Origin of the sequence: Photorhabdus sp. RM71S, assembly GCF_042879355.1 — a bacterium.
In the GTDB taxonomy this organism is placed as follows: Bacteria; Pseudomonadota; Gammaproteobacteria; order Enterobacterales; family Enterobacteriaceae; genus Photorhabdus; species Photorhabdus kayaii.
The window spans coordinates 1-12,987 of the sequence record NZ_JBHFKV010000080.1; the positions used below are offsets into that span (position 1 = coordinate 1).

Annotated in this window: 12 protein-coding genes and 3 pseudogenes; 4 read left to right on the forward strand and 11 right to left on the reverse strand. The window is 43.9% G+C overall.

All coding sequences use genetic code 11. The features are described from left to right. From ACGF5R_RS22590 to ACGF5R_RS22615, 6 genes and pseudogenes are all read right to left on the reverse strand, one after another. On the reverse strand, nucleotides 1-809 hold an 809-nt coding region (locus ACGF5R_RS22590; protein WP_387692830.1), incomplete at its 3' end, for an Rpn family recombination-promoting nuclease/putative transposase. A 78-nt stretch (nucleotides 810-887) separates the two neighbouring features. Next, nucleotides 888-1,019, reverse strand: a complete 132-nt coding sequence (locus ACGF5R_RS22595; RefSeq protein ID WP_387692832.1) for a hypothetical protein — start codon at nucleotides 1,017-1,019, stop codon at nucleotides 888-890. A 52-nt stretch (nucleotides 1,020-1,071) separates the two neighbouring features. Further along, nucleotides 1,072-2,556: a hypothetical protein gene (locus tag ACGF5R_RS22600; RefSeq protein WP_152963881.1), complete on the reverse strand. Its 1,485-nt coding sequence runs from the start codon at nucleotides 2,554-2,556 to the stop codon at nucleotides 1,072-1,074. A 302-nt stretch (nucleotides 2,557-2,858) separates the two neighbouring features. Further along, nucleotides 2,859-3,023 carry a hypothetical protein gene (locus ACGF5R_RS22605; RefSeq protein WP_162524240.1) on the reverse strand — a complete coding sequence of 55 codons (165 nt, stop codon included), beginning with the start codon at nucleotides 3,021-3,023 and terminating at the stop codon, nucleotides 2,859-2,861. A gap of 112 nt (nucleotides 3,024-3,135) precedes the next feature. Then, nucleotides 3,136-3,537, reverse strand: coding sequence for a hypothetical protein (locus ACGF5R_RS22610; RefSeq protein WP_152963882.1), 402 nt, complete (start codon nucleotides 3,535-3,537; stop codon nucleotides 3,136-3,138). Between the two features lie 395 nt (nucleotides 3,538-3,932). Next, nucleotides 3,933-4,031: pseudogene (locus ACGF5R_RS22615) on the reverse strand (IS6 family transposase); the annotation flags it as partial. 643 nt (nucleotides 4,032-4,674) lie between these two features. On the opposite strand from ACGF5R_RS22615, the pseudogene ACGF5R_RS22620 reads away from it, so the two are divergent. Next, nucleotides 4,675-4,920: pseudogene (locus tag ACGF5R_RS22620) on the forward strand (ISKra4 family transposase); the annotation flags it as partial. Between the two features lie 267 nt (nucleotides 4,921-5,187). Beyond that, on the forward strand, nucleotides 5,188-6,057 hold the full coding sequence (locus ACGF5R_RS22625; protein ID WP_152963883.1) for an ETX/MTX2 family pore-forming toxin: 870 nt from the start codon (nucleotides 5,188-5,190) through the stop codon (nucleotides 6,055-6,057). Between the two features lie 36 nt (nucleotides 6,058-6,093). Here ACGF5R_RS22625 and ACGF5R_RS22630 read toward each other — a convergent pair whose 3' ends face one another. The 5 genes from ACGF5R_RS22630 to ACGF5R_RS22650 form a co-directional block, all read right to left on the reverse strand. Next, nucleotides 6,094-6,723 carry a reverse transcriptase domain-containing protein gene (locus ACGF5R_RS22630; protein WP_387692835.1) on the reverse strand — a complete coding sequence of 210 codons (630 nt, stop codon included), beginning with the start codon at nucleotides 6,721-6,723 and terminating at the stop codon, nucleotides 6,094-6,096. A 72-nt stretch (nucleotides 6,724-6,795) separates the two neighbouring features. Then, the gene (locus ACGF5R_RS22635) at nucleotides 6,796-7,047 is read right to left on the reverse strand and encodes a reverse transcriptase N-terminal domain-containing protein (protein WP_387692837.1); all 252 of its coding nucleotides are present in this window, start codon (nucleotides 7,045-7,047) and stop codon (nucleotides 6,796-6,798) included. 53 nt (nucleotides 7,048-7,100) lie between these two features. Continuing rightward, nucleotides 7,101-10,178, reverse strand: a complete 3,078-nt coding sequence (locus ACGF5R_RS22640) for a Tn3 family transposase (protein ID WP_387692839.1) — start codon at nucleotides 10,176-10,178, stop codon at nucleotides 7,101-7,103. Between the two features lie 94 nt (nucleotides 10,179-10,272). Next, nucleotides 10,273-10,578, reverse strand: a complete 306-nt coding sequence (locus tag ACGF5R_RS22645) for a type II toxin-antitoxin system RelE/ParE family toxin (protein WP_387692841.1) — start codon at nucleotides 10,576-10,578, stop codon at nucleotides 10,273-10,275. After that, complete coding sequence (locus ACGF5R_RS22650) at nucleotides 10,575-10,832, reverse strand: type II toxin-antitoxin system ParD family antitoxin (protein WP_387692844.1); 258 nt, start codon at nucleotides 10,830-10,832, stop codon at nucleotides 10,575-10,577. The genes ACGF5R_RS22645 and ACGF5R_RS22650 overlap by 4 nt, the downstream gene beginning before the upstream one ends. 403 nt (nucleotides 10,833-11,235) lie before the next feature. On the opposite strand from ACGF5R_RS22650, the gene istA reads away from it, so the two are divergent. Both istA and ACGF5R_RS22660 read left to right on the forward strand, forming a co-directional pair. Next, entirely contained in the window at nucleotides 11,236-12,780 is a 1,545-nt protein-coding gene (gene istA / locus ACGF5R_RS22655; RefSeq protein WP_387692846.1) for an IS21 family transposase, read from the forward strand. Nucleotides 12,781-12,795: 15 nt separating this feature from the next. Beyond that, nucleotides 12,796-12,987 (forward strand): annotated as a pseudogene (locus ACGF5R_RS22660) (ATP-binding protein); the annotation flags it as partial.

Genomic DNA, 12,987 nt, shown 5'->3' on the forward strand with positions numbered 1-12,987 from the left:
TGAATACCTTGCTGAATACCTTGCTGAATACCTTGCTGAATACCTTGTTCCCGTAATCTCTGTGCAATATTCATTATTGCCTCCTGATGGCTGCCTACCTGTTCAATCAGTTTCTGAAGTACCTGTTCAAAATGTGGAGAATCCATTGTAACAAACAGGTAGTTAAGAATAGTAACAACATCGTTGTCACTATTATAATTGTACTTAAGGGCCTGTGCCAATAATGTGGTCACAGCTTCAACCCTGTCTCGCAAATTTTTATGTTTCATCGCCAGTTCCATCACGGCGATTTTGCGATGATTGACTAACTCATTATCATCAATCACGGTCACATCGACTAGTGGAAATGGATTGAAATACACCTCTTCCGCTAAGCGAGGTAATGAAAAGCATTGTGTCCAGCGTTGCTGGAAAGGATAAGGGCTGCTATCACCGTGGTAAAACAAAACGGGCACAACCAGCGGGAGTTCCTTATTTCCTTGTTGAAGGTGTTGATTCATCGCCATAAAAGCATAATGCATCATGCGCCATGCCATCATTTTATCCGGCGTTGACTGATGTTCAACAAGTACATAAATATAACCGTCACCTTGTTGAGTTTTCACCGAATAGAGCACATCGGACATTCTTGAACGTAACTGACGGTCAATGAATGAAGAATTAGTCAGTGTTAACGTATTAAAATCACATAGCCTCTTAATTTTCTCCGGCAGATGAATGTCAAAAAAGTCTCGGGCATTCTCTATCTGAGCCATAAACCCTTTGAATGTAGCATCATGGGGTGTGGGGCGCGCCTTTTTATTATTCATATTTTCTTATTAAAAAATAATTCCCATCATCAGTGTACAGCACAATAAAGTCTAGTACCAAGGTGGTTTTATAATTCATCATGCTACGTTATCAGCCGTGACCAGTTGACTGAGCGCTTGTGCTGTCTGGCGCATAGGCTCAGCAAACGCCAACAATGTTTCCAGTGAAACACGAATGGCAGGGGCATGCACATAGACACAGGCAATCAATCGATTTTTTATGCTCTACAAATACACAATTTAAATTACAGTCTCAATTCAACTAAACGCTCTTAACTTTTATAAACGGCATTTCAAAACCCACTTTGAGATATACGTACGATATGGGTGGGCTACTTTTTTGAGGAACAATTTCATCCAGTTTACCCATGTCGTATCCATATACATAACCTCCCTCTTCCCAGCTCCAGACAGCGTAATTTTGATTATCATTGATTATCTTCAACACTTCGTCCGGACTATTCGCGTGTTTCAATTCCTTCCTATTACTGGTGTTTCTAACATCAACCCTATGCGACTTTAATCTTAATACTTGCCTCAATGGATCATTCGAAAGTTCGAGGATCGCGCTGGGATGTTCGTTCTTGCCGTAATATTTCCGATCAACGATGACGACACTAACATAATTAGGGTTATACGAGAATTTAATGTCGGACGTCCACTGATCAAATTTAAACTTTGAACCTTGAATAAGATCTTCGGGATTTCCAGTGGACTTACAACTAAACCACACACCAGCATCCTCGTTAACCAAATTGCTTCGCATATCAAATTGAGAGTGGGGTTTGTTAGTTATTTTAAACGCTTTGAGTTGAATATACGAATAACTGGCAACCATCTTCTTCCCAGAATCCAGCACTAGGTCAAGCATATTTTTGGGCTTAAATTCCTTAATGATGTCCTTTATCCTATATTGCCCGTCTTCCAATCCGTCTTTTTTATACATCTGAAGGACAAGACGATTATTGTTTTTTGGCAAAATCGTTAAACGCGTCAAATAAACGCAGTTATTTTTCATAAAACCACTTTTTCTGGTGCTGGAGCGACCAGGGGGCAACTTTCCGTTATACTGCTCTTTCTCCTCACTCCACAACGCATCAACCGACGAGATAGCTGTAATAGCTGTACTTGTGAGGGCAAAGGATATGGCCGCCATCGGTCCTCCTGGAAGCATCAAACTCATAGCGGTCATTCCGAGATTAAGCCCACCGTTGACAGCGGTTCTCATTACAGCATCATCGCCTGAATCGGTTAACTGACAAAACCATATTGAGTCGGTATCGTTAAGTATTGTGCTGGTCCTATTTATAAAGTTAAGTATTGTGTTGGTACTCCCTAGAGATTTAATCCCATTCGGGACATTCTGAAGGGTATTTTTTATAAGTCGGCTAACAACCGGCAACACTTCCTGTTCCTGAAGGTTAGTTAACGTCGATGTAAACAACGTGCTACCATTCTCATCCTTCATTGCGATAATTAGAGACTCTTTGTCCGTAGCAATTAATCCAATCAATCGGAAATTCTGCCCCCAATCAATGGAAATGTTAAAACCAAATTCCTGTGGTTCAAGCTCGCTAATTACACCACTTAAACTTCTGGATTCATCGAGATTATCGTTGACGATAATTGACGGCTCCCATGAAACAATTACTGGCTGGTTGACTTCAACTTCAAGTGGAAAGATTACAACCAGGTCACTGTCTGCTGAAGGCCAGATTGATTTCAATTTTCCGGAGTAAATGTACATGCACCCTCCTTATGATCCTTGCATATTCCAATCATTAAATGCTGCCATAGAATTTCCTGACAATAATAAAAATAAAAAGCCTCTCTTACATAACAAAAAAATATTTGGTGAATTTTATAAAATGAAATACGGTCATCAAAGAATTTTTTATTCATCATAAAATATCCTATTTAAATAAAATGAAGGCTCGTAACAATTATTATTAATTATTTTTTAAACTTTAATCCTATAATTATAGTTATTAGGCGAATCCAAATTGTAAGAACCATTTCAGTAGAAGTGTTTTTTTAAATGCCATTGATTTATTTTTTACTTGTATTTCCTCCTTTTTTATTTTGGATTATAACGCCGGAAATATAACCATTACCACTTATCTTTCCCGTAGTTTTAAAAGTGACAGAGGGATCAGCGACCAAAGCAAGTAAATCAGGCACGGAACTCATCGTGGTGCGGGCATCCTTGCCCATAGAGACGCCAAATAGATTTAAGCAAGCCCGTCATACACCGGAAATCAGTGTTGCAAAAATGGGGGTGACCATAGATTTTATGCTCTTAATAGTTTTGTTTGAATTAGTTTTTTTACTTTCCCTCGTCAATAATTGCACTTATGCTGCAATAGCTATCAATATGTCCGGTGCTACCTCGAGCTGTCGACCATCGTGCTTGTACAGTACCCAACACCTTAGTCAAATCGAGATCTGTTTGCAAAGTAATTGGAATTCGACCAGCAGAATCCGGCTTTTTAAAGGAGTAACTGATGCTGCCATTCGCCAGAACCTCCGAATTCATGGTGATGGCGAAGCTTACATTCGGGTAGTTGTTTCCAGTAGCATACGGACTCGGCACATTCAAAATAATTAAAGCCCTCCCTGACTTTTTCAAAGAATATGGAGTTAAATCGAGAGAAAGTCCTTCAATATCCATCCATTCATTGAACGAAGTCTTGAGTGTTTTATTAATTGATTTTAAAATAATTGTCATAATTTCCTCATCATTTATTTATAAATTTACAAAGCCCGACCTTACGACGAAGGCGCGAAAATTTTCTTTCAGGGTTTCATATAATTTCCAACTATAATTTATGACTTCTGTACCAGTCTTTGATACAATTGTTCGATTACCACCCAAAGATAAATATATGTAGTGGGGCCGGAGAAGTTCGGAACTATACTCATCGAACGATTCAATCACCCAATGTTCCAGTTCAAGTGGTTCTACCTATTATTTTTAGTTTAGGTTATCTTTACTTTAATTCTAGGGGAAGTCATGATTTATATCAGACTGCTAACAAACCTCGTTGAAAGTAACGAGGTTCGCCGCGTTCATTATCAATCATTATCTTCCGATTTTTCCTTATTGATTCCCGACACGTCCTTTTCCTGAAGTTCACGATAATTGATGCCGTATTTGCAGTACCAACGGACTGCCCACAAAATAATAATGCCGGTAAAATGGCGACCTTTGAATGCATTCATATGGCAAGCTCCGGCTGATAAAACGCTTATCCCAGCGTATCAGTGACTGAAGCTTTGCAATAGTGCCATATAAAGGTCGCCCGATGGATAAGAAATTGCATCAAAAAATAGAAGGCCTTCTCAGGGAACACAAAAGCTATAGCTATATTGTTGACCTGCTTGGTTGCTCTGGACACACAATATCTAAAGTATCGAAAAAGATTAAATTAATAGAATAAATTTAATTATAATGAATTGAATTTGTTAAATTTATTTTCACTCGTGGAATTTTTCGCTGAATTGGGCACAAACCCCCTATTTGTCGCCTAAAGCTGGCGTCATTGTGAACCTATTAAATGTTACCCCACTGGTTTTGCGAAGACTGATTATTGATAACATGAACGGCCTACCGGCCTGATGAGAAACCTAACATAAAAAATGGCTCTTTCAAGCCGAAAAGGTTTTAAGGTTCATCAGGCGCGGAACTCATCGAGGCGCAGGCTCCTTGACTACAGGAGAGCATGAAAAACTGTGGGGCATTTATGTGGCAAAGCAGCTAAAGAAGCCACTTTAACGTATAAGTATTCATGGGCCGATAATGGGTAATAGTCCGGTTGAGTTGCCCATTTTACCGCTAAATAATTCAAGTGCCCCAGACTTTTTTATGCTCTCCAATTATGGCGAAAGATATCGTTACGGAGAGCCGATATCAACAGCATTTGTTGAATCAACCGTCAATGAAATGATAGCAAAGCGAATGGCGAAAAAACAGCAAATGCAATGGAGTCAGCAAGGTGCGTATTATCTCTTACAAACACGGGTAACAGTATTAAATGAAGAGCTTGAAAGTTTATTTCATCGTTGGTATCCCAAATTGAAGAATACAGAGATAGAGGCTCTAGCTGTGTAAAAATACCCCATAGATTTTATGCTCTCCTTCGCGTGGAATATTTTCCGTTTTCCAAACGGACTCATAAAACGCTGGATGATGACATAGTAGTTATTATATCTATGAATAATAATATATAATGTAAACTATCATTATATATTATTCTCTAATTAAATATTTGCGTTTTATTTAAATCAAACTACGATCTTTATATAACGTAACATAATATAAGTTACGTTAATTTTTAAACTAGCTGAACTTAACTCTTCATTTAATCGAGGTTATATCATGAAAGAACTTCAAGAAATTACTAATGCATGGGGTGCGTGGAAAGCTAAGCAACTGGGAACTAGTTTGCATTTTACTGCGAGTACTAAATATGGTGGTAATTCTCACCTTTCTCCGTATACAAAATATGAAGTTCAGAGCGATTTAGAAGCTGGGGGGTTTCATTTTGTAAACAAAAGAGAACTTCCTGATGGTGTGGGATTTGATTTATCCCACACTGTGCATAACAGCACGGGAGAAAAACAAACAATGGATGTTACGTTTACAGAGAAAAAAACCTCTGAACTAACTATTAGTGTTACCGAGGCAGTGAAAATTGGCAACAAGGTATCCGGTGGAGTTAATGTTCCTTTCTTTGCTGATGGGAAAGTAGAGATAACAGCAGAGTTAAGTGTTTCATCCACACAATCTTGGAAAAACTCAAAAGACAATGGGTTAAGCATTAAGGTACCTACTGTTGTACCTGCTCACTCTTCTGTATTAGTAAAATCAACATGGGTTATTAATAGATTACAAGCTGATTGGGTTGCTGATGTGGTAATGAGGGGGTATGTAGCTGTTAGATTTAACGATTATGTTTACTACGACAATTATAAGGAAAACGGATGGCATGCTTTATGGTTCATCCCTATTAAAAGTGTGTTTGATGAAATCATTCAGAACAATATCATTGATACAACAGGGTATATACGTCAATACAACTCAGTAATTGCTCAGGCAAAAGGAACCCTGGAAACAGCAACTACTGCATTTGGGAAAACTAGTTTTTCACCAATTGACTCAGCCTCAGTTATAGGTAATGTACGATACAATAAGGAGGAGCCTGTGGATTATGTTCTCATCGGGGCGGATAATGAAGAAGGTGTGTAGCATTTATTCTTCCATATAAAAGGTTAACCACCGACTTTAGTCGGTCAGCTTTAGCTGAGATACTGTGTTGCATGGGAGGTGCAACATAGATATACAGATACGGTAGTCACACAGTATTTCAGATTGAATATCATTTTGATTGGGTTCGCTAGGGCTAGATTGTTCAGTGGAATAGGGGGTCCGCGCACATTTAACGACATAGACTTTCTGGCGAGGGGCAGCGCGTTGTGCCACCCACTCCAGCCCGTCCAGTGCCATATTAGCCAGAACCGGTGACGCGATACCGCCCTGTGGTGTTCCTGCCTTAGTGGGGTAGACCTTGCCGTCTTCCATGTAGCCTGCCGTCAGCCATTTTCCGAGGACTGATTTATCCATCGGCACATGCTCACGAAGCCATGTATGGCTGATTTGATCAAAGCAAGCTTTTATATCCCCTTCAAAGATCCACCGGGCTGCGTTGCGTTGTGCCAATATATTGAAACACTGTGCAATGGCGTCTGCCGCCGACCGTCCGGGCCGGAACCCGTAGGCGTTTGGGTCTGCCAGCATTTCTGCTACGGGCTCCAGTGCCAGCAAATGAAGTGCTTGCTGGGCTCGGTCAGCCATAACGGGAATACCGAGCGGTCGACGTTTGCCATTCTTTTTGGGGATATAGATGCGCCTCAATGGTTGGGTTTGATACCCTCGCCGTTGTAATGACTGCGCACCCTTGAGTTTCTGCGTGGGGGTTTTCCAGATTTAGCCATCCACACCGGGGGTGTTACGGCCGGTATTGCTCGTTACGCGCTGTACCGCCAGTAATTTGGCTGAGAACGCATGGGTCAGAAGCCATTGCAGGGCTTTCACCTTGCCCCAGCGTCTTTCCCGGGTTGCCTTCGCGATACGCATTTGCAGTCGCCGCACCTGCTGTTCAATGGCCCGCCAGTTGATGACATCCCAGTGAATAGCCTCGAAGGATGCACCAGTCACCGGTTTACCCGCTGTTGTCATTTGTTGGGGTACCGTCAGGATTCCTGCGTAAATGAGTAACATCCCCAATTTCGCTACATTTGAAACGTCACACCGTAGTCAATCGGCGCTACATCTCGCTCCCGTAGCTCATACATACCAAAACGATTTGTGTGATGTGTTCTGTATGGGCTGAACGCGGCAGCTAATTCAGGTGTTAACTTCATACCTTCAGCTTCCAATTCTTTGAATGCCTGTGTCATTGTGTGGCAGTTGTGGAAGATCATTAAGTTGGCAATCAGATGATTGTATTTGATTATTTTCAACTGATCTTCACGTACATTTTCCTCAATCTTATCCGACCCGAAATAAACCCACTGTGAAAAATTATTAAAACCCTCACACTTGTTTTGTGCCGCCTGGATGACTTGCCGTAACGCATCGTCACTAATATATTCCAGTAGAAACATTGTGCGGACAACACGCCCCAACTCACGAAAAGCGAAGTACAGCTTGTTTTTCCGGCTAGCAGTACCGAGTTTACGTAGGATGGTTGATGGTGAAATACGACCGGCGCGAATGGATTGTGCCACTTGAAACATGTCAGGTAGATGGCAGGCAATCACGTCCCAATCTATTGCATCTTTGGTAAACAGGTCATCGATGTGTTGATACACTTCGTCGGTTGTTGGACGGAACCATTTCAAATCTTTCCAGTTGCGAATACGTGGCATTACTTTGATGCCTAGCAAAAATGCTAAGCCATACACGGGCGCGCTTTGCGCCTGAGTGTCGCCATGCACCGTATCGGGCTGGATATCAGACTTGTTCTTGATTAATCCATCCAAGATATACACAGCTTCCCATACGCCGCAGGGAATAAAATGCGAGAACAGCGCGATATAGGTGTCGCTAACATGGTAGTAAGCAATGCCTCCATAACCACCGTAACGAATATGCTTTTCCGACAGCAGATTATTTTCATACAGGTTCCACTGTGTACCGTCTGCCGCAGCGCGTTTCGTATCTCCCCAATAACGCGGTAATTGAAATTGATTGTATCCATTGATCGTAGAACAAATAGCAGCCTCTAGTTTTTCAGTCGTGATCTGACGCTGATCGACGAATGACACCTGACGCGCACTGACGTCGGCAATATTTTTGGCGATTTGCGTCGGCCCCAAGCCAGTACCATAGGCAAATACTGTTAAAATTTTACGTCGATCTTCGTCTTGTAACTTTCCTTGATGCCCACTCAACGGGCCAAAATGTTTACCCCACCCAATCCATTGCATGGTATCGGTCAGTACATCCAGAAGTGAAAGGCCCAAGTTATCGAGCTTACGTCGTAATGCGTCGTCGAACTGCTTAAATCCAGGTGGTTTTTCTTTTTTATCTTGGCGACTCAACTTTGGTCTGCCATCAATGATCTTGAAATAAGGATTATCCAGGTAGGATTTGTCCGTTTGCTGCGCCACCCCTGTCAACATGGCGCGAATATGCTTGATAAATTCAACACTCTCGACCGGCAAGCCCACTTTTTCGCCGTAGTCGGAGCGTGTATGTTCACATTCGTTCATGGGCACCAGTTCGTCCCTGTAGTCTGAATAGGCATCGCTACCCAGCACGCAGAGGTCACCGGACTTCAATTCCCGAACCATTTGCAAACATACACATGCTTCGAATTGACGGTGGTTGATTCGGGTTAGAGCAATATCGCGCTTGGCTTCTCCTGTTACCAGTTTCCACCATTTCTCAGGGATCCAGACTAGATCGTCTGAAGTTAATACTGTTTCGCCTTTGCCCTTGAGTGTCATCCACTCGTTTTGTCGTTGACTGTTTTCCAGCATAAAATCTAGTGATCGCTCAAAACTAACATCCTGACTGGTAGATTTGAGCGTTAACTTCCTCAAAATCCGCAGCATCTCTGATCGTCGTGGTTTGAAGAATTTCAAAATAAAACGACACTCGTTTTTACCACCATATTCTACATGCAAGCGAGAGAACTCGCATAAATCTGGGCGTGCCGTGACAGTTTGGCGTACTCCCTTTAACTGTTCGTCTGCTGACTGACTCGATTTTAAGAGTGCCTCCAGCGCCGCGAAACGGCGCAAGATTTCATCTGTTTTTTCTTGATTGTCTGCCAGATATTTTTCCAGAGCTTCTTCTGCGCTCCGTAAAGTTCGGCCCATCTGCTTGCAAAAGATATTACAGAGATCATCGGTCACAATTGCCAAGCGTTGTCGAATCAAAGCTAAAGTAACTGAGTAGCGTTTGGGCGCGGCCATATCGACCATGCTGGCGGCATCAAGGCTGTTACCTTCAAGTGCCCATTGTTTAATTTTGACGACGGGTAAGGGTTTTAGCAGATGAGTATGATAGGCCAACTCGGTTAGTTGGTCATAACGCTCAAGTAAAATACGCATGCCATTTACTGTCGGCTTGGCAGTATCCTGCTTAACATCGTTCCAAGGACTTACGCGTCGGGGATCGTCACCAACGATAAATAGCTTGTCGAGAAATAGTCGACCTGTATCGCCAAGCGCATCATGAATAGACATATGTAGCGCCAGATTAGCGGCAACACGTTCAGCACGTGCTCCGCGTACCAAAGTGTCAAACGCCGGTAATTCGTAACGATGGCGTACCAACGTTTCAATGCCGATATTGATAATGTCGATGACATCTTCCCTGATCAATGCCGCTTCAGCAAAAGTTTGCCGCATCAAAACTTTACCATCATCTCCGAATGGCTTGACCTCAAGAAATTGTCGCACCACCGATAAGTGCTTACGTCTGGCTTGCGAAATGTCATACTGCTGTAAATTTTCTCGATCATAGGTTTCGCCGATACTGATGGCAACATGTTCGACAATGGCATTGGGTACTTGCTCTGAAGTGACGAAATAGCCCAACCGTTGGTAGGTTTTTAACAGCAAAGCAAATCCTAAGCGCGTGGTACTTGAACGAGTTGTACTGTCGCAACAGCCTCGTTCAGCATCAGTCACCGTGTAAAAATGCTCCAATTCTGTTTGGGCCAGTCGGCTTTTGAATCGGGGATAAGCTGTATCATTTGGTTGCAATTTGGAAAACCAAAACGGAATATGGCACAAGAAAAACGACGGTTTTCTTGTGCTCCCGGATTTGCTTAATTCATCACTGTTTTTCAGCAAGAAAACTTATTGCGGAAATCAACGCAAGGTTATAACCCCATTAGCTATTCTTTTCTGATGGTAAGGCGTCGGGACAACACTTAATACCATGCCCTTATTCTTCTTTAGGTGAAGACAGGATAGTGGCGTAATCCATCGCGCCATGAAGCACATGGACCACCACCACCTGTTCGGCCTCGACCCGATAGAAAATCAGATAGTTTTCGTGTACACGACGCCGGATACCGTGGCATTCGTAGCGTTGCACCAGTGGGAATGCCTGATGCATGTCTGCTAGGCTCATGCACTTGTCGCGCAGTTCCATGATAAAAGAAAGCGCCCGGCGCGGATTGTCCCGGGCGATGTAATCAGCGATGTGTTCAAGGTCGTCTTCTGCTTCGGATGTTAGCTGGACAATCATGACGATTTATCTGCCATCGCCCCGTATTTCGCGGCAAGTCGGTTAAACACGCCCTCCGCTGGTTTGGTGTGCCCTGTGTCGGCGTCAGCCAGACCGCGAGCAATCGATACATCGAGCGCCGCGAGGTGAGTTTCTCTGTCCTGAATCAGCCGAACACCTTCGCGTAGCACTTCGCTTTTTGAACCGTAACGGCCAGACGCGATCAGTTGCGTCACATAGCCCTCAAGCTGTTTTCCCAAGTCTGCACTAATCATACTTTTGCCCTCCGCTGAATGATGAAACTTAGAATAGCTGTTTTAATAACTATTATCAAATTAGCTATATTGCCCGTCCCAGCTAGCCAAGGGACATAACAAACTCATTTTGTAAGTTACCTTTTAGGTTATTGGTTCAATCTAATAGCGAACCAGCCAGATTTCTTGCGGCAGTGCTTTGAGGCTTTAGTGGTATAGATGGGTATTTTCATCCAAGCAGATCACCCAATAACATTCATCAAGATCATCTAATACCATCCAACGAGATCACCTAATAACATCGATGGAGATCACTTTTGTGTTCCAATGTTATTGGGTGAGCTCCATTAATGGGATTTTCTCCCTGCTCATAGGTTGTCTTTCACCTATCCTGAGGCTATTTCAACTGACCTCCAGGATGACTATGCCAACGCCGACTATCACTATGAGAAAACTGAAAGAGATACTCCGCCTGAAATACGGTGCTGAACTTACTCACCGGCAGATTGCACGAAGCCTGGCTATTTCGCCTTCCGTCGTCTCACGCTATGCCAACCGCGCTGCTCAGCTGGGGATCACCCAGTGGCCGTTACCTGCGCACTGGAATGACGCCACGCTCAAGCGTGAGTTTTTAAAAACGAAAGTCCAGCTCAGGAAGTACACGTTGCCGGACTGGGCAGAGGTGCATAAAGCGCTGTCGGCCAAAACCGTCACCCTGCAACTCCTGTGGGAAGAGTATGCCGAACGCCATCCGGGCGGGCATTACAGCTATAACCACTATTGCCGACTGTATAAAGCCTGGACAAAAACCCTATCGCTCTCTATGCGTCAGGTGCATAAAGCTGGGGAAAAGTTATTCATTGATTATTGCGGCCCTACGCTGCCCGTTATCAACCCTGACACTGGCGAATATCGTCAGGCCCAGGTCTTTGTCGCCACACTCGGGGCGTCCAGTTACACCTATGCGGAAGCCACCTGGAGCCAGACGTTGGAAGACTGGGTCATGAGCCACGTTCGCTGCTTTGATTACCTCGGGGGGACACCTGTTATGGTTGTCCCTGACAATCTGAAGAGCAGTACTTCCCGGGCTTGCCGTTATGATCCGGATATCAATCCGACTTACCAGCAGATGCTGGCTCACTATCAGGTTGCGGTGATACCGGCCAGACCGGCCAAACCCAAAGACAAAGCAAAAGTGGAGTCGGCGGTTCAGGTGGTTGAGCGTTGGATCATGGGCAAACTTCGCTATGAGACGTTCTTCACGCTTCAGGCACTGAACCAGCGCATCACCGAACTGCTTGAAAACCTGAACCAAAAGCCGATGCAAAAACGCAAAGACTCCCGCAAGGCATTGTTCGAGCAACTGGATAAACCTGCGCTAAATCCTTTACCCCAACAATCGTATCAGTACACGCAGGTGAAAAAAGTCCGGGTACATGTTGATTATCATATTGATATCGATAGACATTATTACTCTGTCCCCTATCAGCTGATGCGGGAACACCTGGAAGCGCATATCAGCAACGAATTGGTCACTTTGTATCATCATGGCGAGGTCGTCGCCATCCATCCCCGGCAACGCCACTCTGGTTACAGCACCCAGGAAAAACATATGCCAGCGGCCCACCGCCATCAGGGGAAATGGACGCCAGAAAGCCTGATTGAATGGGCTTCCATGGCAGGAGAGCACGTCAAAGCCTATGTGACCCATATTCTGGAGACCCGCTCCCATCCGGAGCAAGGATATCGTTATGTGCTTGGCGTGATAGGATTATACAAACGTTATGGCTATGCCCGTCTCGACAAGGCCTGCCAGCGTGCGCAGGCCACGGGAATTTATCGGCTGAAAGGACTCAAATCCATTCTCGAAAAAGGACTGGATAAACACGCCATTGTGCCAACACCGGCCTCGGATCCCCTTGCTGAACTTGACCACGATAATGTGCGTGGCAGCCATTATTACCACTGATAAAGGAAATGCCTGATGAATACCCTTTATGAACATCTCACTTGTCTTAGGCTCTCCGGTTTTCGTGATGCCCTGCGCCAGCAAGTTTCGTTGCCTTCTTCGTATAACGAACTGGGCTTCGAAGAACGTCTATTGTTGCTTGTTGAGGAGGAACTGACTCACCGTGAAAACCAGAAAGCCGACAGGCTCATCAAGCAGGCGCACTTC

What these genes read in the sequence shown, in the direction of transcription:
- ACGF5R_RS22600 (WP_152963881.1), bottom strand. Translation starts at nt 2,556, where the DNA reads ATGTACATTTACTCCGGAAAATTGAAATCAATCTGGCCTTCAGCAGAC.
- ACGF5R_RS22605 (WP_162524240.1), bottom strand. Translation starts at nt 3,023, where the DNA reads ATGGGCAAGGATGCCCGCACCACGATGAGTTCCGTGCCTGATTTACTT.
- ACGF5R_RS22610 (WP_152963882.1), bottom strand. Translation starts at nt 3,537, where the DNA reads ATGACAATTATTTTAAAATCAATTAATAAAACACTCAAGACTTCGTTC.
- ACGF5R_RS22625 (WP_152963883.1), top strand. Translation starts at nt 5,188, where the DNA reads ATGAAAGAACTTCAAGAAATTACTAATGCATGGGGTGCGTGGAAAGCT.
- ACGF5R_RS22635 (WP_387692837.1), bottom strand. Translation starts at nt 7,047, where the DNA reads ATGACAACAGCGGGTAAACCGGTGACTGGTGCATCCTTCGAGGCTATT.
- ACGF5R_RS22645 (WP_387692841.1), bottom strand. Translation starts at nt 10,578, where the DNA reads ATGATTGTCCAGCTAACATCCGAAGCAGAAGACGACCTTGAACACATC.
- ACGF5R_RS22650 (WP_387692844.1), bottom strand. Translation starts at nt 10,832, where the DNA reads ATGATTAGTGCAGACTTGGGAAAACAGCTTGAGGGCTATGTGACGCAA.
- istA (WP_387692846.1), top strand. Translation starts at nt 11,236, where the DNA reads ATGCCAACGCCGACTATCACTATGAGAAAACTGAAAGAGATACTCCGC.